Raw genomic sequence first — 19,258 nt, 5'->3', positions numbered from 1 at the left:
CTCCTTAAGCTTGTTTAAACTGTTTTAAAAATCTTAGATCGTTTGTATAGAAGTGGCGAATATCATCAATGCCGTATTTCAACATCGCAATCCGCTCTGGTCCCATTCCGAATGCAAAACCACGATATTTTTTCGAATCAAATCCAGCCATTTCAAGAACATTCGGATGAACCATTCCAGCTCCTAATATTTCAATCCAGCCAGTTCCTTTACAGACGCTGCATCCTTTTTTCCCACAAGAGAAACATGATACATCAACCTCAACAGATGGTTCCGTAAATGGAAAAAAACTTGGGCGCAGACGAATTTCGCGGTCTTTTCCGAACAATTTTTTCGCAAAAACCTCAAGCGTCCCCTTTAAATCACTCATTCTAATGTTTTCATCTACGACAAGACCTTCAATTTGCGTAAACTGATGAGAGTGTGTCGCATCATCTGTATCACGTCGATAAACTTTACCAGGACAAATAATTTTTACTGGGCCTTTTCCTTTATGTTTTTCTAGCGTTCTTGCTTGAACAGGAGATGTATGAGTACGCATTAAGATTTCTTCTGTAATATAAAAGGAATCCTGCATATCGCGGGCAGGATGGCCTTTCGGCAAGTTAAGAGCTTCGAAGTTGTAATAATCTGTCTCCACTTCAGGTCCTTCTGCCACCTCATAGCCCATTCCTAAAAATAAGTTTTCGATTTCTTCAATGACAGACGTAATAGGATGAGGATTTCCGATATGTACAGGTCTTCCAGGTAATGTAACATCAATCGTTTCAGCAGCCAGCTTCTTTTCCACTTCTTCTTGTTCAAGTTTTTCTTGTTTTTTCGCAATTTCAGCAGCAATGACTTCACGTACTTCATTGGCTAGTGCTCCAATTTTCGGTCTTTCTTCTTTTGAGAGTTTTCCCATTCCGCGAAGTACTTCCGTAATCGGTCCTTTCTTTCCTAAATAGGATACACGTACATCATTTAACATTTTTAAATCTGCTGCTTTTTGAATACGTTCAAGTGCTTCGTCACGAAGCTTCCATAATTGCTCTTGCATATTCATCCTCCTTTATATACTTCTTTTTAAATAGTGAGGTGGGACGTTTCCGCCTTTTTTAAAATGTACTTTGACATTTTATCAAAGGCTCTTTTCTAAAAGATTGTTGCTTTACCATCGCTTTTCGACTGTCCAGGCATGCGACACGCTGGCTATGTCACGCGTGTAGTGTGACGTGAACCGAACTAAAGGCGACGGTCGGACAAATTACATTTGTCCGACCACGTGCTTTGTTCGGTTCATGGACAGTCGAAAACATAGTTTACAAAAACAGCCTCATCAAAACAAAATAAAAACTCGCCCCTAACATAAGGGACGAGATTATTTCCGCGGTACCACCCTTTTTAACAGAGCGCTTTGACTCTGTTCGCTTCATTCACGATAACGGTTATCCCGGTACACCTTTACATACACGAACATCGTGCATGGTCCAAGTGCCAACTCAGGAGGTGAATTCATTTACATCTACCATAAAAATGCTTCCAGTCTACGGCATTTTCTCCCTTGATGGCGATTTGTAAACTACTTTTCTCCTTCATTGTTGTTAAACATATTCAATTGATTTTTATTATATGCAAAAACGAAACAGCTGGCAACATTAATGGACGAAATGATACATAAGAATTGATGAAGCAATCGCTACATTTAAAGATTCTGCTTTCCCGTATAGAGGAATATATAAATTTTTGTCCGTCATTTGCAGCAATGTTTGAGAAACACCGTTCCCTTCATTGCCGACAATGATTGCAAACGATTCAGTCGGTGACACCTCTTTATACGAAACACCATTCGTTAAGGACGTCCCATAAATCGGAATATTGCGTTGTTTTAATTGAGCAATGAAGGTGGTTAAATCCCCTTTTAAAATAGGAAGATGAAATAACGAACCTTGTGTCGCCCGTATCGTTTTGGCATTGTATACATCTACCGTTCCAGCTCCTAATATGACGGCATCTATGCCTGCAGCATCAGCTGTTCGAATAATAGTACCTAGATTTCCTGGATCTTGTACTCGATCCACTAGTATGAACTTTCGAAAGTATTTTGTTGAGTGATCGTTTTGCTGCTTGCAAACAGATGCTATTCCTTGCGGCGTCTCCGTATCACATATACCTTTCATAATTTCATTTGTCACGGTTACGATTGGTACGTCAGTCACATCCCATGTCGCAGGAATTTCCACATTTTTAGTTTTCATGATCTCTTTTACTACATGTTGCTCTTTAAGCGCTTCTTCAACTAAATGAAAACCTTCAATAATAAATAATCCTGTTTGATCACGCCCTTTTTTGGTTAACAGCTTTTTCCATGCTTTTACTTTTGGATTTTGCTGAGATTCGATCATCTTCAATTTATGTCAAGCTCCTTTTCGTTTATATAGCGATTCAAGAGTACCATCTACTTGCATATGTTTTCAACTTACAGCACATAAAATCAAAATGATGGTAAAAAATAAACACGTAAAGAATGTTGAGGGGTGAAACAATGAATATTAATTTACGTCAAGCAGTGATTGCAAATGTTTCAGGGAATACACAAGATCAGCTAAAAGATACAATTGTCGATGCGATTCAAAGCGGAGAAGAAAAAATGCTGCCAGGATTAGGCGTTTTATTTGAAATCATTTGGAAAAACTCTGATACTAAGCACCAGCAAGAAATGCTTGAAACTCTTGAGCAAGGATTAAATCAAAACGAATAATCAATTTAAAAAGGCCGACTTCGATATGTTAGAGTCGGCCTTTTATTTCAATCAAATGTAATTTTCTGAACCGTTTCTTGATCCAATCGTTTGATCACTTCGGTCAGTAATTTAACTGTATTTTCATAATCATCACGATGTAATAAAGCAGCATGTGAATGAATGTAGCGAGTTGCGATCGTGATCGATAAAGTTGGGACTCCTTTTGCTGTTAAATGAATGGCGCCAGAATCCGTTCCCCCACCTGGTAGTGCGTCAAATTGATAAGGAATATTTAGTTCATCAGCAATGTTTGTGACAAAATCACGAAGCCCTTTATGTGACACCATTGAAGCATCATATAAAATAATTTGTGGTCCTTTTCCTAATTTCCCTTGTGCTTCTTTTTCGCTTACTCCTGGTGTGTCGCCTGCAATCCCAACATCAACACCAAATGCAATATCTGGCTCAATGACGTGAGATGAAGTACGAGCCCCACGTAGCCCAACCTCCTCTTGAGCAGTACCAACTCCATACACGATATTCGGATGCTCGGCATCTTTTAAATTTTTTAGTACATCAATCGCAATGGCACAGCCAATTCTGTTATCCCACGCTTTTGCAAGCAACATTTTTTCATTTTTTAATACGGTCAATTCAAAATACGGAACAATTTGATCTCCAGGTCGAACACCAAACTCCATCGCTTCTTCACGGCTTGATGCACCGATGTCGATAAACATATCTTTTATTTCAACAGGCTTCTTTCGTGCTTCTGGCGGAAGAATGTGAGGCGGTTTGGAGCCGATAATACCAGTTACATCACCTTTTTTTGTGACAATCGTCACACGCTGGGCAAGCATCACTTGTGACCACCAGCCCCCAACTGGTTGAAAGCGAATAAACCCTTTATCATCTATTTGCGTGACCATAAAGCCAACTTCGTCTAAATGTCCTGCGACCATAATTTTCGGGCCTTTCTCGTTTCCAACCTTTTTGGCAATTAAGCTGCCAAGCCCATCTGTCATGACTTCATCTGCATAGGGAGCTATGTATTTTTTCATTACTTCCCGTACTTCTCGCTCATTTCCAGGAATGCCTTTTGCATCCGTTAAATCTTTTAACATCGTTAACGTTTCATCTAGCTTTGTCATGTACATCCTCCTTTTTTGGTGGTCATTATGATTATACAAAAAGTAAAAGTTTTCCACAAAAAATATGAAAGCCTCTAATATCCTTGGCTTTGTCTTATATGATTGACTTCATTTTTCGAAACATACGCGTGATAAATTTGTTCCATCGAAAAACCGAGCGATTTCCCTAATTGAAGATAATATTTAAATAGCCGTAAATAGCTCTCTACTGATAAGCTGTCTTTGAAGCTAGAGGCTTCATTAAAAATCGTCAAAAATTGCTCTGTTAAACGATCCGATGCATCTAATACATGAAATGTTGGCAAATCGGTTATATTTAGTTCTAGACCAATCGATAATAAGAAATGCAGTCCATCCACGTATTCTTCTAAAATGACTTCCTCCTTTGAGGGCGGCTTTACGCTCCAAAACTTAAAGCATCTTGTTTCATTAGCTAATTCACCGATTTCAACTAACAACGCTAATATTTTTCGCTCCATTAATCGTTCTTGATGAAGTTTGTGTTGTGTTTCAATCCGTTGATCCAATTCCTTTTGCATGTGAAAAAGCTTCTTAAAATTCATTTTATTCACTCCTGTTCAATACCTCATACAAAAAATTATAACAAATTCAAGTTTGAATGAAACCTTTTCTCCATTCTTTCGTATTAATACAAGGCTCTTTTCTAAAAGATTGCTGCTTTACTATACGATAGCTTTTCGACTGTCAGGCAAGCGATCCACTTGCTATGTCATGTTAAAGCCTGACGTGAACCGAACAAAAGTCGATGTTTGGACAAATATTATTTGTCCGAACACGTGCATTGAACGCCCTCATGGCCATTTACGAAAACAGCCTATTACAAAAATGAAGTGCCTAGCGAAATTTTTTAGCTTTTTTCTCTTGAGCTTCAAAAAACTAGAAAAATATGCTTGGGGAGGCAATCTTCCATGGTCATTTTAATTCGATTCATCCTTTTTGCTCTATTCATTTTCCTCATCTTTCGTTTAATCAAATATTTATTAAACCCGAAGCGGAAATTAGAATTAGCTTTTGACCAAAAAAGATTTTATTTTTTAGACGATAAAGAAAATGTTCGTAAAAATTTTCTTTTAACATATAAAGGGGCATTATTCGAAGGTGAAAAATATTTAGGAACAACGAGTGAATCATTTGAAGTTATTTCAATTTTTATTTGGACCAAAACCCCTGATAAGCTCAAAGGGCTTACAAAAAATGATTTGCTCTTTCTTGAAAAAGAAATTAAAAAAGCATATCCATATGCCAAAATTGATTGGAAAAGCCCGATGAAGGAATTATTACAAAAGGGCGATGAAAATTCTATAAACGTTTAGCAAGCTAAAAAGAGGCTTCCCACACACTGAACTGCCCCCTGTCAAGTAGACAGTAGAAATAATAAAAATTTACCTAAGCGGCTTTAGCTCTATATTCCATGGGGCTAAGGCCGTTTAATCTTTTTTGATACCTTTCATAATTATAAAAGCGGATGTACTCATCAATCGCAAGAGCTAATTCTTCAAATGTCTGATACTTATGTAAATAATACTTCTCGCGGATTTGGTTTACTTTCGCCTCCTTTCGATTTCCTCTAACTTTTTTAAAAATAGATTCTCCGCACGTAAGCGTTCATTTTCTCTTTCTAACTTTTTCATCTCCAGTTTCATTTTCTCTTCTGGAGATAACTCTGCTTCTTCTTTTTTCTTCCTCGTTTGTCTTTAAGCGCTTCTTCTCCACCATTTTCATACTTCTTCACCCATTGATATACTTGTTGATAAGAAACTTCATAAGTCTCTGCTGTTTTTTTATAATCTTTTCCGTTCCCTAAACAATCAAGCACAATTTGTATCCGTTCATTCCAAGTCGTTTTTCTTCCTTTAGTCATAGAGCTTATCTTTCCTTTCGACGTATCCTTTAAATCTCTATGGCTATAATACTTCTTAATCCATCGTTGAAGTACCGATCTACTTGAAATACCATATTTCCTGACAATCTCGTACTGTGAGAACTCACCAGATAAATAATCTTTTACAGCTGCTTCCTTAAGTTCTTTGGTATAACCTTTCCAAGAATTTGAACGTTCTAAACCCTCTATTCCAAATTCCTCAATTCATTTATCCATTGCCTTAAAGAATATTTAGTAATTTGATACCTTTTACAAAGCTCTTGAATAGTACATTCTCGGTTTTCATATGCAAGTAAAACTCCAAGTTTGAACTCTGTAGTATATTGCTTATACATAGAAAAACTCCCCCTAAGGTAAAACAGATTTTTTATATTTTAATCTGTCTACCTTAAGGGGAGCATATCACACAAGGGACAGCCTCTAAATATTAGCGGTCATTATTTATTTAATTGCGCTTTAGCAGCCTCTGCTAATTGAGCAAATGCTTTTTCATCGTTAACAGCTAAGTCCGCAAGCATTTTACGGTTTACTTCAATACCTGCCAATTTTAATCCGTGCATTAAACGGCTGTAAGAAAGGCCATTCATACGAGCAGCAGCATTAATACGAGTAATCCAAAGCTTACGGAAGTCGCGTTTTTTCTGACGACGGTCACGGTAAGCATACATTAAAGATTTCATTACTTGTTGATTAGCAACTTTATATAAACGATGTTTCGAACCGAAATAACCTTTTGCTAATTTAATCACTTTTTTACGACGTCTACGAGTAACTGTTCCGCCTTTTACACGTGGCATAAAAATTCCCTCCTAATCCAATTTCCGATATTATTTAATGTTGTCTAACATTTGATGAATTCGTTTGAAATCACCTTTGCTTACTAGTGTAGACTTGCGAAGCTTACGTTTTTGCTTTTGTGTTTTATTTGCAAATAAGTGGCTAGTATATGCATGTGAACGTTTTAATTTCCCTGTTCCAGTCTTTTTAAAACGTTTAGCTGTACCGCGATGAGTTTTCATTTTAGGCATAAGGTTTTCCTCCCTTTTATTTCTTTTCATGATTCGGCGCAAGCACTAGGAACATGCTGCGACCGTCCATTTTCGGCTTTGATTCAATTGTGCCAATATCTGAGCATGCCTCAGCAAATCGATCAAGCACTCGTTGACCAATTTCTTTATGAGTAATCGCACGTCCTTTAAAACGGATGGTTGCTTTAACTTTATCGCCTTTTTCAAGGAATTTGCGAGCGTTGCGAAGCTTCGTGTTAAAATCATGCTCCTCGATTGTTGGACTAAGGCGAATTTCTTTCACGTTAATCGTTTTTTGCTTTTTACGCGCTTCTTTCTCCTTTTTTTGTTGCTCAAAACGGAATTTTCCATAATCCATAATACGAGCAACTGGCGGTTTTGCATTTGGTGCTACAAGCACTAAATCTAAATTGGCGCGTGCTGCAATTTCTAAAGCTTCTTGACGTGATTTAATTCCTAGTTGATCACCGTTTTGACCGATTAGACGTACTTCACGAGCGCGAATGCCCTCGTTTACTAACATGTCTTTGCTAATAATAAGCCACCTCCAAGGTTTATTAACTGAATAGCGCACGTTATTGATTGTGGTTACAGGTTTATCCGTTCAAATAAAAACCGTGCGAGCGCATACGACACCCACACGGTTGCATATTTAAATTCATCATTTTATGCATAAACCTGCCAACAGCATAACGATGCGTCAATCAGGTGAGAAGCGGGTGCTTCTGCTTGTACTCTTTTCACTATTCAATTATTACCTTGTGGATTATATCATAGGAATACAACCTTTGTCAACAGTCATTCATCCAATAACAGACAACAACTTGCATTATACTATTTGATTTACCTCGATGCAACCTTTATTTTTTAGCTTCTTTTATTAATTGATCGACAAAATGCTCTAATTTCACCGTTTCAGATTTTTGTTCCCCGTATTTTCGAACATTAACGGCCTCTTCATTCATTTCATTATCGCCAACAACGAGCATGTATGGGATTTTTTGAATTTGTGCTTCACGAATTTTATAGCCAACTTTTTCATCACGCGCATCTAATTCAACGCGAATGCCTTCCTTTTGCAATCGTTCTTGCACTTTTTTCGCATAATCTAAATGGACTGCCGGTGAGACAGGAATAATTTGAACTTGTACTGGTGCAAGCCAAGTCGGGAATGCCCCTTTATACTCTTCAATTAAAAACGCCACAAATCGTTCCATTGTTGACACGACACCGCGGTGGATCACAACTGGACGGTGTTGTTTTCCGTCTTCACCAACATATGTTAAATCAAAGCGCTCAGGTAATAAAAAGTCAAGCTGAACAGTGGATAAGGTTTCATCTTTTCCTAAAGCTGTACGAACTTGCACGTCTAATTTCGGACCGTAAAATGCCGCTTCCCCTTCTGCCTCATAATAGTCATGTCCAAGTTCATCCATCGCTTGTTTCAACATGCTTTGAGCTTTTTCCCACATTGCATCATCATCATAATATTTTTCTTTATCTTCTGGGTCACGATAGGATAAGCGGAAAGAGTAATCGTGAATGCCAAAATCTTTATAAACTTCTTCAATTAAGCGAACAACACGTATAAATTCGTCTTTAATTTGGTCTGGGCGAACGAAAATATGGGCATCATTTAAAGTCATTCCCCGAACACGCTGCAAACCTGTTAGAGCACCTGACATTTCGTAGCGATGCATCGTTCCAAGCTCAGCAATGCGAATTGGCAGTTCACGATAGCTATGAATATCATTTTTATAAATCATCATATGGTGTGGACAGTTCATCGGGCGAAGCACTAACTCTTCGTTATCCATTTCCATTTTCGGGAACATATCTTCTTGATAATGATCCCAGTGCCCAGAGGTTTTGTATAACTCCACGCTTCCTAAAACTGGTGTATACACATGTTGATAGCCAAGCTGTATTTCTTTATCGACAATATACCGTTCGATAATACGACGAATTGTCGCTCCTTTAGGTAACCAAAGCGGTAAACCTTGTCCAACTTTTTGAGATGTTGTAAATAAGCTTAATTCTTTCCCAAGCTTACGATGATCACGCTCTTTTGCTTCTTCCAATAAACGTAGATGTTCTTTTAATTCGTCTTTTGTAAAGAACGCTGTACCATAAATACGCTGCAGCATTTTATTTTTGCTATCGCCACGCCAATAGGCACCAGCTACACTTAACAGTTTAAATTCTTTAATTTTTCCTGTTGATGGTACGTGAACTCCTCGACATAAGTCAAAAAATTCTCCTTGTTCATAAATGGAAATCGTTTCACCTTCAGGTATATCATCGATTAATTCAAGCTTTAAGTTGTCCCCAATTTCTTCATAAAGCCGCTTCGCTTCTTCTCGACTCACTTCTTTACGGACAACTTCTAAATTTTCCCCAACAATTTTTTTCATTTCTTTTTCAATTTTTGGCAAGTCTTCTGGCGTAATGGTTTCATCCATATCGATATCATAATAAAAGCCGTTTTCTATAACAGGCCCTACCCCTAACTTAACATTTTTATATAATCGTTTAATCGCTTGAGCCATTAAATGGGCTGTACTATGTCTTAAAATCTCTAACGCTTCTTCACTTCCAGGTGTTAATATTTCAATGCTTCCATCTGTTTCAATCGGTGTTCGTAAATCAATTGGATCGCCATTAAATTTCCCTGCAATCGCTTTTTTCTTTAATCCTGGGCTAATAGAAGCGGCAATTTCTTCCGTTGTTATTCCCTTTGGAAACTCCTTTACGGCTCCGTCAGGGAAAGTAATTTGAATTTGTTCTGCCATCTTTTTTCACTCCCATATTTTATTTTTGTAAAGGCTCTGTTAAGTATATTGTTGATATTTATGAAATTCGCTCCCTTTCCGCGGGAGATCCGCGAGCCTCCTCGCTCGATACCTCATCTTTAGGGGTCTCTTCCTGCTCGCTTTTCCCGCAGGAGTCTCGCGAATTTCACTTCTGTAAATTATGTCAATTATCAACAGTAAAATCTAACAGAGCACTTGAAAAAATAAAAACTCGCCCCTTCTATAAGGGACGAGTGTTATGTATGAGATTCCCGTGGTTCCACCCTTGTTCCCATGCTGCTACATCGTTAAAAAAAGATCGCATGGCTCAAGACACGATAACGGGTGTTAAGCGTCAGCTATTACTTAGCAAAGCTGTTCACAGCTGAAGTTTAGAGGTGGTAAGAGCATTATACGTGTTAGGAAGGTTTCAGCCGATGCCTTCCCTCTCTTTGAACCGCCATAACACTCCCATGTCCTCATCATAACATTTCACTACTTCATTTTATTCGTATTATAGACTCATTTTGTTTGGAAATCAAGGTCGTTTAAAACGAAACTTTTCGTTTGTAGAACACATTTTTGTTAAAAAGAACGACTCTTTCTTGAAATATATTTTGGATCGTTAAAATCATTCCCTCATCTTGACGATCCGAATAAATATATATTTTGAGTGGTGCAATGGAAACAAGCGGTGCAAGAATTTGTGAATCAATATACATTGGATGCTGAAAAATAAAATGGCGATCAATATATTGCTTTAGCTCTTGGCGAGAAAGTTTTTCCCACGTATCATTATAGACAATAAAAGAAGAATGCTCATGTAAAATATGCAAATTTTCTATTTTTGGCTCCTTCCTTATGACGTAATCTCGCAAAGTTTGAATAAAATTTTGATATTCCTGCTCTAACTTATACTCTTCTATAGATAGTTCTACATATTCTGTTAATTTTTTTAAATATGTGTGCAAGCGAAACATAATAAATGAATCCATATGAAAAGATAAATCAGGATGGAGGAAGCTTTGAAAGGCAGCATAAAGATATCGATCACGCGATTCAAACTTTTGAGCCTTTGGGATATCTTCATATTCTCCATCCATGATGGATTGGGCAATATGTAAAATTTGTTGTTGTTCATCCTCATCTGTAAAGTAATACTTCTCTTTAATAATGGATAATAGAAGCTTCGGCTCCTTTATTTGCACAAAATACTTAATGAATGTCGGGATTAACGTTTGCTGTATAAACTCTTGCCAATGATGACTTTGACAAGTAATCATTGTTTCTTGATCAAACATAACCGTGTCATCTTCATCATTTTGAACCTCTAATAATAATTTCCAAATAAAGTCTGCTTCTTTTTTCGTAGAGAGTACAATTTGAATCACGAATTCCCCTCCTTTTTGCCAACACCTGATTCTATATATATGGAGGAGAGCCTGTTTTTAGAAGTATAAGGATTTAATGGATCATCATTGATAAAAAAGGCTCTTTTCTAAAAGATTGTTGCTTTACCATAGCTTTTCGAGTGTCCAAGCAAGCGACACGCTTGCTATGTCACGCGTGTAGCGTGACGTGAACCGAACAAAATGCGATGGTTGGACAAATTACATTTGTCCGACCACGTGCTTTGTTCGGTTCATGGACAGTCGAATAGCAACAAAGTTTACGAAAACACACAAAAAAAACCGCATCGGTTATGAGCGGTTGTTTACATACGTCGATTTTTCCCTTTCAACTGTACAGGAGTTGCTAAGTATTTAATTCGTTCCATAATTCTTAATGCTTTTAATTCTTCCATTTCTCCTCGCTGTGAATACGTAAGATGATATTTAAGTTCATCAAAATTAAAGTTTGAGGTGAAGAAGGTTGGTAAATTTTCTAACATGCGAAACTGTAAAATCGTTCCTAAAATATCATCCCTCATCCAGCTTGACATTGATTCGGCCCCTATATCATCTAGCATTAAAATGGGAACTTTTTTTACTGCCTCCAATTTTTCATTTAATGAATGATCCTGTATGGCGCTTTTTAATTCTCGCATAAACTCCGGTACATATACTAACATAGAGGAAACGCCTTTTTCTGCTAGTTCGTTCGCAATTGCACCTAATACAAACGTTTTCCCCACACCAAATGGTCCATAAATATATAATCCTTTTAATCGTTTTTCTTTAGAATATTGTTCAATAAAATCTTGGGCCAATGACACAAGCTTGAGCCGGCTCGGTTCGTCTAAACTAATATCATCAAGCTGTGCATGCAAAATGTCTTTTGGCATATACATGCTTTTGATTAAGGCTTCCTGCTTCCTTCTTGCATCATACACTTCTTTTTTCGGACATTTATCATATTTCACATCAATAGTCTTTCCTTGAATGACTAAGGAGGGATGGTATCCTTTGATTAAATTTTTACATTCATCAAGACTTGGGCATTGATGACAATTTTTACTTTGGTTCACAAACTCATAAAGTTTACCGAGACTACGATGAATCATTTTGTCATCAATTTGTTGTCCACGTTCTTTTAAAAATGCTTGGACATCTGGGTTCTTTAGAACTATTTGTTTTAATTCATTGTATCGCTTCTGAAAGTCTTTTCGACTTACAAGATTGCGCAATGAGTTTTGAATTGAATCCAAAGGGTTCTCCCCCTTTACCTAATCGTATTTCGACATTATGTTTTCTTCCTTTTATAATTTTTAATTCGTTCCTCTAATTTCCTTTTCTCCAATTCAAAATCTGTATCATTCATTTTTTCATCCTCTTGTGATTCGTATTCTTTGATCCATGATGGAAGCTTTTCTTGACGGATTATTCGTTTTTTCCGTTTCTTTGATTCTTTCGCATCTGCCCATTCTTGATATTGCCTGTGCTCTTTTTTCGCAACTGCCATTGCCTCTTTAACTGTTTTAATCCCTTTTCTCGCCCAATGACTAGCAATTTTTTCAACATAGGATTTCGATAATTTCATATCCGTTTTTAGCATAACATAATAAATCAATACATTGACAACACCAGGCAAAAGCTTTTGTTGAAACATAACATCTTCAATAATCGTTAAATCTGGGAGCGATGGTTCAATCCCTCCGGAAATATCCTTAAGAAACTGTCTTGGGGATAACGACTCTAGCTGCTCAATTAAACGACGTTCCTTTTCATCAATATCGTGAAGATCGGTTGATTTATAGATGAGAGGCTGAATTTTTTCAACAAGTGACGGGAGTTCATCACCGTACTCTAATTGATACCAATCGCGTGCAGCTCTCCTTAGCTCTTCTAAGTTCACTTCCTCCTGATCATCTATGCAATCGATGACAAGGTTTTTCATCTCAATTGGATCAATTCCATATATATAGGAAAGCTTTTTAATTGCATCTTTCACAGCCGGAGTGATCGCTTTTTTCGGGACAAGATTTTCTGATAAACCTGCAAAAAATAGCTGGAAATCGAATGTCTCATCTTGAATCGTTACAGAGTCTCTCTCTACATTTTCAACAAAATCTCGATTGACAAATTCTTCATCTTCCAGATTCGTTACAAGCTCTGACATATGCAACGATTGAAATACTTCATTAAATCCCCTCGTTACATTTTTTGCTTTTTCACTCAGCCGTTCATCAGAGAAAAATTGTTTTAATTGTTGATATCTCTTTTTGCCAACACGATTATATAAATAAATATTTAATATTCCATCATAAAAAAAATTTTTCGGTGAAAGCGGTGGTTGAAGCTCATAAATATACTTTTTTGGATCCTCTTCCTCCAATAAATAAGTATTTAACAAACCTATTCCTTCCAGTTTTAATCTCTCGTAAAAAATTTCACTTAAAGGAAGCTGCATAATTGCCATTAAAAAATGGTGTGTGGATTCATTTCCCCATAAACGATTTTGCTCAAGCTCACTCCATAATGACATATAGAGGCTAAACGCCTTTGTTCCAATTAATGGTTGATATAATAGTGTTAATATTTTCCGATCATAATCATGTAACATACCATTGGACTTCACTATATAACGGTCTATCGGAACAACTTCTTTCCAATGATAATTCATCATGTACTCAAACCTTCCCAAATGTACAAATTTACTTTAAGAGTTAAAAAAGAGCTTCATGTCCTTATAAAGCTCTTTTTAGCGTTCTTTATTAATTAATTCCTTAAGTTCTTCTATAAATACGTTGATATCTTTAAATTGTCTATAAACGGAGGCAAAGCGAACATATGCCACTTCATCTATTTTGGCAAGATGATCCATCACCATTTCACCTATGACATCACTACTGATTTCCGAAACACCTTGATTTCGTAATTCCTTTTCAATTTCTAAGGAAATGTCTTCCAACTGATTTAAAGCCACTGGCCGCTTTTCACAAGCTTTAATCATCCCTCTTAGCATCTTTTCACGGCTGAATTCTTCCCGTGTACCACCTTTTTTTACGACGATTAATGGAATTTCTTCCACTTTTTCAAACGTCGTAAATCGATAATGGCATTTTTCACATTCCCTCCGTCTACGAATCGATCTTCCTTCATCAACTGGACGAGAGTCAAGAACTCGTGTCCCGAGATGGAGACAAGAAGGACACTTCATATCATCAGCTCCAATCTAAATGTTCAGGCAATGTCGTATTTTCTACTATCAATCATATTAAAAAGGGAGTCAGGAGACAAGCGTCAGAAAATTATATTTCGAACGAAAACATCTAAAACATTTATTTAAACTCATATTTTTTATTAGCAAAACGACATTCATACAAGGCTGTTTTGCAAACACGCTTGCCTGACAGTCGAAAAGCTATAAGTATAATAAAGCAATATTCTTATAAAAAGAGCCATATAAAAAGAGGTGCAGATTTATTTCTGACACCTCTTTTGTACTTCATTATGATTAAACGGAAATTATAAAACTTTTGCCTGTTTTTGTTTGACTTGTACTGGTCTCATTCCACGTGGAATTTCAATGTTTTCGCGGGTCTCTGCACCGAGAGCTTCTGCAATGTAGTCAGCTGCAATATTAGGATCTAAATCTCCGCAAGTATACACATCAATACTTGCATATCCATGCTCTGGAAAACTGTGAATCGTTAAATGTGATTCAGAAATGATGACTACACCACTTACTCCTTGAGGCGCAAATTTATGAAAGGCCACCTCGCGAATCTCTGCACCTGATTTTAATGCTGCGTTCACAAAAGTTTTCTCAATAAATTCCATATTATTCAACTTATCAAAATCGCATCCCCATAACTCAGAGATAACGTGACGTCCCTTTGTTTCCATCGTTATGGATCCCCCTTTAACAAATTTTTTTATGAATTCTTCGCACTTTGGCATGTTTAACTACCACGGGGGAAAGTTAGTCCAAAGAGGTCCTAACCCTTTAAGTAGTCACATTACCTTGCGTTTAAGAAGTTCACGAAAAATAGTATAAATGGTTTATTTTGTTTTTGCAACACACTTTTTAAATTTTTTATTAAAGCTCTTTACTAAAAGATTGTTGCTTTACTATACGATAGCTTTTCGACTGTCAAGCAAGCGAAACGCTTGCTATGTCACGCGTGTAGCGTGACGTGAACCGAACAAAAGTCGATGGTCGGACAAATGTGATTTGTCCGATCACGTGCTTTGTTCGGTTCTTAGACAGTCGAAAAGCAACAAAGTTTACAAAAACAGCCTTTATTAAGGGAAATTTAAAAGATTCGTATTTACGATATACCCTTTCCTAATCCACTTGAACCATCCAATTTATATTTAGTCAAAGGATGACACATGCTTTAGAAAATCAATTATAAAAAAAGGGCAACCACACTAGGTCACCCTTTTCGCTTTCAAACAGTCGTTAAATTTTCTATTTTGGAGGCTACCATTTTCGTTAAATCAACAACCCGGCAAGAATATCCCCACTCATTATCATACCATGCTAATACTTTTACTTTACGGTCTCCCATCACCATTGTTGTTAAGCCATCGATCGTTGCTGAATATTGGTTTGTATTATAGTCAATTGAAACGAGCGGTTCCATTGAAAAATCTAAAATTCCTTTAAGATCCCCTTGTGATGCTTCAATAAATGCCTTATTTATTTCTTCAACTGTTACATCCTTTTTTACATCGACGACAAGATCGACTAACGAAACATTTGATGTAGGTACGCGAAGCGCCAATCCATGCAGCTTGCCTTTTAATTGTGGAAGGACTAAAGATAGCGCTTTTGCAGCACCTGTCGTTGTTGGAATAATGGATTGCGCACAAGCTCGAGCACGACGCAAATCTTTATGTGGATTGTCAATATTTTTTTGGTCATTTGTGTAGGCATGAACAGTCGTCATTAAACCGTTTTCAATTCCAAACTTTTCATCCAACACTTTAGCAACAGGTGCTAAACAGTTTGTCGTACATGATGCATTAGAAATAATTACGTGCTGAAGAGGGTCATAACTTTCTTCGTTCACGCCCATTACAATCGTTACATCTTCATTTTTTCCTGGCGCAGTTAAAATCACTTTTTTCGCTCCTGCATCTACATGCATCATCGCTTTGTCACGGGCATTAAATTTACCAGTCGCTTCAATGACGATATCAATATTTAAATCTCCCCACGGGAGTTCACGTGGATTGCGATTGTTCAAAAGCAATACTTTATGGCCATTGACGATTAAATAATCATCACCAGCGATAACTTCCCCATCAAATTTTCCATGGTTTGTGTCATATTTAATTAAATGTGCTAACGTTTCTGCTGGATAGCTTGCATTTATAGCAACAATGTCTAAATTTTCTTCTAGAATCGCTTTGCGAAACACCATTCGGCCGATTCTTCCAAAACCATTTATAGCTATTTTAGCTCTCATAAAATATCTCCTTCCAGCTAATTATGTTATACTTTTATTCGTTTTCTGATAATTAGTATATCATAATTATAGAATAATGGAATAATCATTTTTAATTTTTTTGGAAATCGAATAAATACCTAGATATAATGAAATAGGCATAAAAAAATCGTTCACTCTCACTAAGTGAACGAAAGAACATTCCATTTTGATAATATGTGAATTAATTGATCTTTTGTTTCTACGATGGTTCCATTGTTGTCAATGACTGCATCTGCTTTTTTTACCTTTTCATATAGCGGCATTTGTGCATGGATGCGTGCTAAGGCCTCTTCTCTTGAAAGACCGTTTCTCTTCATTAATCGCTTTAATTGTGTTGATTCATCAACGTAAACAACTATCACTTTATCCACCATATGAACCAAATTACTTTCGAAAAGAAGGGGAAGATCTAATACAACAATCGGCTCCCCTTTTTCAACATATTCTTTTTGTTGCCGCTTCATCTCTTGACGCACAGCAGGATGAACAATTTTATTGAGCTGTACCCTTTTCGGCTCATGATGAAAAACAATTGACCCGAGTTTTTTCCGATTAATCGTTTTATCTTCATTTAAAATATCTGCGCCAAATGTTTCAACGATTTGTTCATATGCAGGCATGCCAATTGCTACGACATCGCGAGCAATCTGATCGGCATCGATAATTGGAATCTGAAATTCACGCATCATATTGGCCACCGTGCTTTTTCCACTTGCAATTCCACCTGTTAATCCAACAATGAGCGACATAATTGCTTTATTCTCTCCTCTTTTTATATTTGGCTCTTATCTAAAAGATTGCTGCTTTACTATAGCTTTTCGAATGTCATAGACAAGTCGAAAAGCAACAATGTTTACGAACACAGCCTTAAATTTTTAAAATACCAATTAAAATAAGCAATAATCCAGGCATCCACGAAAATTTCTCTACAAACGATATTTTAGAAAATAGATGCCCTGTTTGGATGCCGACGAAAACAAACGAAGAGCTCATAAAAGCCACAAGGATCGCCATATATAATGGAGAATAACCGAGTAATGCGGCACCTATCCCCGCCCCAAATGCATCTAAAGATAATGCAACTCCTAATAATAATGCTTCAATACCAGTGATGGTTCCAGATTTATCCATATCAGCAGTTGTCGGTTTTTGCAAGATTTGGATCACGATCCCCATTGACTTAATTTCTACATTGAAGAGCGTCTTTTCAGCATCTTCATCCCTTTGGTCATTTGAACGGAAAAATTGATAAATCACCCATATTCCAAGGCAAATGAGAATAAAACCACCTAAATGATTTGTAATAAACGGTGGTAAAGTCTTTTCTAATAGCTGTCCAATCATCATGGCAGCTAATAGCGTAATGGACGAGCAACAAGCAATAACTATGATCGATTTTATTGGTATTTGTAGTTTTCTTAATCCATAGGTTAAGCCAACGGAAAAGCTATCTAAACTTACGGCAAACGCCAAAAGAAAAAGAGACGCATACTGTACCATCTTTTCGCCCCTTCCATGCTAATTATTAACATAGTATATGAATCCTACACATTTATGTTAATGAAATATAGGAAGGGGTTCTTTTCTAAAAGATTGTTGCTTTACTATAGCTTTTCGCTTAAGCAAGCGACACGCTTGCTATGTCACTTACAAACGTGACGTGAACCGATCAAAAGTCGATTGTCGGACAAATACAATTTGTCCAAACACGTGCTTTGTTCGGTTCATGGACAGTCGAAAAGCAACAATGTTTACGAACACAGCCATTCTTAATTTTGACACTTTGGACAGAAGTGCGTTCCTCTGCCACCGACCATTATTTTTTCAATAGAAGTTCCACATTCTCTACAAGGTTCACCGTTACGTCCATAAACGTTTAGATTTAATTGAAACATGCCGATTTGCCCTTGTGAGTTTATATAAGAACGAACTGTACTTCCTCCTTTTTCAACTGCCTCTTGCAACGTTTCAATGATTTGTTCATGCAATCGTTTCAGTTCATTTAGCTGTAAATCCTTTGCTAACCTTTCCGGATGTATTTGCGCCCGAAATAATGCCTCATCCACATATATATTCCCTAATCCGGCCACGATCGTTTGATCCAATAAGGCTACTTTAATTTTTCTAGAAGTCTTAGAAAACGTTTCCCGAAGATACTCAACGGTAAAAAGTTCTGAAAACGGCTCTGGACCTAATTGAGATAAAGGAGGCGCCCCTTCTTCTTCACCTAATTTAAACAAATGCATCGTTCCAAATTTACGGACATCCTTATATCTTAGTTCCGTTTGATCAATAAACTTAAAAATCGCATGTGTATGCTTTTCGATTGGGTCCTCCTTCGAATAAAGCCCATACCTTCCTTCCATGCGCAAATGGGAAACAAGCACGTAATCGTCAAAATAAAATTTTAAATACTTTCCCGTTCTTCGAATGTCATGAATGGTTTGACCAATTAAAGCATCACAAAATTGTTCAAAATCAACAGGTTTTTTGATCATCTTTGGCCAAAAGATATGAACTTCTTGAATCTTTTTACCTTTTACGAGAGCAAGCAACGTTCGCCGTATGGTTTCTACTTCTGGGAGCTCTGGCATGTTCGATCACTTCCTTTGATGACAGTAAAATCAAACTATACGGAAATAACATCCTTTACCTTACGATCCTTTATGAAATGTAGCGCTTTAGAATATCAATTGAAAATTGCTTAGAATCATAAGCTCTCAAAAAACATGATATCATCCCCGTTACATCCAAAAAGGTAAATAGATCAAAGAACGATTGC

At 36.9% G+C, this 19,258-nt stretch carries 22 protein-coding genes, 1 pseudogene and 2 other annotated features; of the genes and pseudogenes, 2 read left to right on the top strand and 21 right to left on the bottom strand.

From position 1 onward, the window contains the following. Window positions 1-4: 4 nt before the first annotated feature. Together pheS and J2S06_RS00945 are read right to left on the bottom strand one after the other, a co-directional pair. On the bottom strand, window positions 5-1,039 hold the full coding sequence (gene pheS / locus J2S06_RS00950; protein ID WP_044893448.1) for a phenylalanine--tRNA ligase subunit alpha: 1,035 nt from the start codon (window positions 1,037-1,039) through the stop codon (window positions 5-7). Window positions 1,040-1,347: 308 nt separating this feature from the next. After that, window positions 1,348-1,587 (bottom strand) — a binding site (T-box leader). Between the two features lie 50 nt (window positions 1,588-1,637). Continuing rightward, complete coding sequence (locus tag J2S06_RS00945) at window positions 1,638-2,390, bottom strand: TrmH family RNA methyltransferase (RefSeq protein ID WP_419151005.1); 753 nt, start codon at window positions 2,388-2,390, stop codon at window positions 1,638-1,640. Between the two features lie 134 nt (window positions 2,391-2,524). On the opposite strand from J2S06_RS00945, the gene sspI reads away from it, so the two are divergent. Continuing rightward, on the top strand, window positions 2,525-2,740 hold the full coding sequence (sspI, locus tag J2S06_RS00940; protein ID WP_044893446.1) for a small acid-soluble spore protein SspI: 216 nt from the start codon (window positions 2,525-2,527) through the stop codon (window positions 2,738-2,740). Window positions 2,741-2,787: 47 nt separating this feature from the next. Here the strand turns inward: sspI and J2S06_RS00935 are convergent, their stop codons facing one another. After that, on the bottom strand, window positions 2,788-3,873 hold the full coding sequence (locus J2S06_RS00935; protein ID WP_044893445.1) for a M42 family metallopeptidase: 1,086 nt from the start codon (window positions 3,871-3,873) through the stop codon (window positions 2,788-2,790). A gap of 74 nt (window positions 3,874-3,947) precedes the next feature. Further along, complete coding sequence (locus J2S06_RS00930; RefSeq protein ID WP_419151004.1) at window positions 3,948-4,436, bottom strand: dUTP diphosphatase; 489 nt, start codon at window positions 4,434-4,436, stop codon at window positions 3,948-3,950. A 366-nt stretch (window positions 4,437-4,802) separates the two neighbouring features. On the opposite strand from J2S06_RS00930, the gene J2S06_RS00925 reads away from it, so the two are divergent. Further along, complete coding sequence (locus tag J2S06_RS00925; protein ID WP_044893443.1) at window positions 4,803-5,207, top strand: hypothetical protein; 405 nt, start codon at window positions 4,803-4,805, stop codon at window positions 5,205-5,207. A gap of 73 nt (window positions 5,208-5,280) precedes the next feature. Here J2S06_RS00925 and J2S06_RS00920 read toward each other — a convergent pair whose 3' ends face one another. The 17 genes and pseudogenes from J2S06_RS00920 to mutM form a co-directional block, all read right to left on the bottom strand. After that, the gene (locus J2S06_RS00920; protein ID WP_419151439.1) at window positions 5,281-5,430 is read right to left on the bottom strand and encodes an IS3 family transposase; all 150 of its coding nucleotides are present in this window, start codon (window positions 5,428-5,430) and stop codon (window positions 5,281-5,283) included. A gap of 103 nt (window positions 5,431-5,533) precedes the next feature. Then, window positions 5,534-5,755: a helix-turn-helix domain-containing protein gene (locus J2S06_RS00915; RefSeq protein WP_419151003.1), complete on the bottom strand. Its 222-nt coding sequence runs from the start codon at window positions 5,753-5,755 to the stop codon at window positions 5,534-5,536. A 39-nt stretch (window positions 5,756-5,794) separates the two neighbouring features. Next, window positions 5,795-5,965, bottom strand: a pseudogene (locus tag J2S06_RS00910) (transposase); the annotation flags it as partial. After that, window positions 5,962-6,111: a transposase gene (locus J2S06_RS00905; protein WP_419151002.1), complete on the bottom strand. Its 150-nt coding sequence runs from the start codon at window positions 6,109-6,111 to the stop codon at window positions 5,962-5,964. The pseudogene J2S06_RS00910 and the gene J2S06_RS00905, both read right to left, overlap by 4 nt. Window positions 6,112-6,213: 102 nt before the next feature. After that, window positions 6,214-6,573: a 50S ribosomal protein L20 gene (gene rplT, locus J2S06_RS00900; RefSeq protein ID WP_044893442.1), complete on the bottom strand. Its 360-nt coding sequence runs from the start codon at window positions 6,571-6,573 to the stop codon at window positions 6,214-6,216. A gap of 30 nt (window positions 6,574-6,603) precedes the next feature. After that, the gene (gene rpmI, locus J2S06_RS00895; RefSeq protein WP_044893441.1) at window positions 6,604-6,804 is read right to left on the bottom strand and encodes a 50S ribosomal protein L35; all 201 of its coding nucleotides are present in this window, start codon (window positions 6,802-6,804) and stop codon (window positions 6,604-6,606) included. A gap of 16 nt (window positions 6,805-6,820) precedes the next feature. Next, on the bottom strand, window positions 6,821-7,327 hold the full coding sequence (gene infC / locus J2S06_RS00890) for a translation initiation factor IF-3 (protein ID WP_044893440.1): 507 nt from the start codon (window positions 7,325-7,327) through the stop codon (window positions 6,821-6,823). Window positions 7,328-7,407: 80 nt separating this feature from the next. Continuing rightward, window positions 7,408-7,541: a sequence feature (ribosomal protein L20 leader region), on the bottom strand. A gap of 123 nt (window positions 7,542-7,664) precedes the next feature. Then, a complete protein-coding gene (thrS, locus tag J2S06_RS00885) occupies window positions 7,665-9,596 on the bottom strand; it encodes a threonine--tRNA ligase (protein ID WP_044893439.1) in 1,932 nt (643 codons plus the stop codon). Window positions 9,597-10,144: 548 nt separating this feature from the next. After that, window positions 10,145-10,987, bottom strand: a complete 843-nt coding sequence (gene ytxC / locus J2S06_RS00880) for a putative sporulation protein YtxC (RefSeq protein WP_052659450.1) — start codon at window positions 10,985-10,987, stop codon at window positions 10,145-10,147. A gap of 323 nt (window positions 10,988-11,310) precedes the next feature. Further along, window positions 11,311-12,243, bottom strand: a complete 933-nt coding sequence (gene dnaI / locus J2S06_RS00875) for a primosomal protein DnaI (protein WP_419151001.1) — start codon at window positions 12,241-12,243, stop codon at window positions 11,311-11,313. A 35-nt stretch (window positions 12,244-12,278) separates the two neighbouring features. Next, window positions 12,279-13,658: a replication initiation and membrane attachment family protein gene (locus J2S06_RS00870; RefSeq protein WP_044893469.1), complete on the bottom strand. Its 1,380-nt coding sequence runs from the start codon at window positions 13,656-13,658 to the stop codon at window positions 12,279-12,281. 78 nt (window positions 13,659-13,736) lie between these two features. Further along, complete coding sequence (gene nrdR, locus J2S06_RS00865; RefSeq protein ID WP_044893437.1) at window positions 13,737-14,195, bottom strand: transcriptional regulator NrdR; 459 nt, start codon at window positions 14,193-14,195, stop codon at window positions 13,737-13,739. Between the two features lie 308 nt (window positions 14,196-14,503). Further along, window positions 14,504-14,884 carry an adenosylmethionine decarboxylase gene (speD, locus tag J2S06_RS00860; RefSeq protein ID WP_044893436.1) on the bottom strand — a complete coding sequence of 127 codons (381 nt, stop codon included), beginning with the start codon at window positions 14,882-14,884 and terminating at the stop codon, window positions 14,504-14,506. A gap of 548 nt (window positions 14,885-15,432) precedes the next feature. Beyond that, window positions 15,433-16,455 (bottom strand): glyceraldehyde-3-phosphate dehydrogenase, encoded by a 1,023-nt coding sequence (locus J2S06_RS00855; protein ID WP_044893435.1) that lies wholly within the window; start codon window positions 16,453-16,455, stop codon window positions 15,433-15,435. A 161-nt stretch (window positions 16,456-16,616) separates the two neighbouring features. Continuing rightward, the gene (coaE, locus tag J2S06_RS00850) at window positions 16,617-17,225 is read right to left on the bottom strand and encodes a dephospho-CoA kinase (RefSeq protein WP_419151000.1); all 609 of its coding nucleotides are present in this window, start codon (window positions 17,223-17,225) and stop codon (window positions 16,617-16,619) included. A 118-nt stretch (window positions 17,226-17,343) separates the two neighbouring features. Then, window positions 17,344-17,976 carry a sporulation membrane protein YtaF gene (gene ytaF / locus J2S06_RS00845; protein ID WP_044893433.1) on the bottom strand — a complete coding sequence of 211 codons (633 nt, stop codon included), beginning with the start codon at window positions 17,974-17,976 and terminating at the stop codon, window positions 17,344-17,346. Between the two features lie 269 nt (window positions 17,977-18,245). Further along, entirely contained in the window at window positions 18,246-19,070 is an 825-nt protein-coding gene (gene mutM / locus J2S06_RS00840) for a DNA-formamidopyrimidine glycosylase (RefSeq protein ID WP_419150999.1), read from the bottom strand. Window positions 19,071-19,258 lie beyond the last annotated feature (188 nt).

Origin of the sequence: Bacillus alveayuensis (genome assembly GCA_030812955.1) — a bacterium.
Classification (GTDB): Bacteria; Bacillota; Bacilli; order Bacillales; family Aeribacillaceae; genus Bacillus_CB; species Bacillus_CB alveayuensis.
The sequence above is the reverse complement of the archived record's forward strand: the minus strand, read 5'-3'. Positions and strand labels throughout refer to the sequence as shown.

What these genes read in the sequence shown, in the direction of transcription:
- pheS (WP_044893448.1), bottom strand. Translation starts at nt 1,039, where the DNA reads ATGCAAGAGCAATTATGGAAGCTTCGTGACGAAGCACTTGAACGTATT.
- sspI (WP_044893446.1), top strand. Translation starts at nt 2,525, where the DNA reads ATGAATATTAATTTACGTCAAGCAGTGATTGCAAATGTTTCAGGGAAT.
- J2S06_RS00935 (WP_044893445.1), bottom strand. Translation starts at nt 3,873, where the DNA reads ATGACAAAGCTAGATGAAACGTTAACGATGTTAAAAGATTTAACGGAT.
- J2S06_RS00930 (WP_419151004.1), bottom strand. Translation starts at nt 4,436, where the DNA reads ATGAATTTTAAGAAGCTTTTTCACATGCAAAAGGAATTGGATCAACGG.
- J2S06_RS00925 (WP_044893443.1), top strand. Translation starts at nt 4,803, where the DNA reads ATGGTCATTTTAATTCGATTCATCCTTTTTGCTCTATTCATTTTCCTC.
- J2S06_RS00915 (WP_419151003.1), bottom strand. Translation starts at nt 5,755, where the DNA reads ATGACTAAAGGAAGAAAAACGACTTGGAATGAACGGATACAAATTGTG.
- J2S06_RS00905 (WP_419151002.1), bottom strand. Translation starts at nt 6,111, where the DNA reads ATGTATAAGCAATATACTACAGAGTTCAAACTTGGAGTTTTACTTGCA.
- rplT (WP_044893442.1), bottom strand. Translation starts at nt 6,573, where the DNA reads ATGCCACGTGTAAAAGGCGGAACAGTTACTCGTAGACGTCGTAAAAAA.
- rpmI (WP_044893441.1), bottom strand. Translation starts at nt 6,804, where the DNA reads ATGCCTAAAATGAAAACTCATCGCGGTACAGCTAAACGTTTTAAAAAG.
- infC (WP_044893440.1), bottom strand. Translation starts at nt 7,327, where the DNA reads ATGTTAGTAAACGAGGGCATTCGCGCTCGTGAAGTACGTCTAATCGGT.
- thrS (WP_044893439.1), bottom strand. Translation starts at nt 9,596, where the DNA reads ATGGCAGAACAAATTCAAATTACTTTCCCTGACGGAGCCGTAAAGGAG.
- J2S06_RS00870 (WP_044893469.1), bottom strand. Translation starts at nt 13,658, where the DNA reads ATGAATTATCATTGGAAAGAAGTTGTTCCGATAGACCGTTATATAGTG.
- nrdR (WP_044893437.1), bottom strand. Translation starts at nt 14,195, where the DNA reads ATGAAGTGTCCTTCTTGTCTCCATCTCGGGACACGAGTTCTTGACTCT.
- speD (WP_044893436.1), bottom strand. Translation starts at nt 14,884, where the DNA reads ATGGAAACAAAGGGACGTCACGTTATCTCTGAGTTATGGGGATGCGAT.
- J2S06_RS00855 (WP_044893435.1), bottom strand. Translation starts at nt 16,455, where the DNA reads ATGAGAGCTAAAATAGCTATAAATGGTTTTGGAAGAATCGGCCGAATG.
- coaE (WP_419151000.1), bottom strand. Translation starts at nt 17,225, where the DNA reads ATGTCGCTCATTGTTGGATTAACAGGTGGAATTGCAAGTGGAAAAAGC.
- ytaF (WP_044893433.1), bottom strand. Translation starts at nt 17,976, where the DNA reads ATGGTACAGTATGCGTCTCTTTTTCTTTTGGCGTTTGCCGTAAGTTTA.
- mutM (WP_419150999.1), bottom strand. Translation starts at nt 19,070, where the DNA reads ATGCCAGAGCTCCCAGAAGTAGAAACCATACGGCGAACGTTGCTTGCT.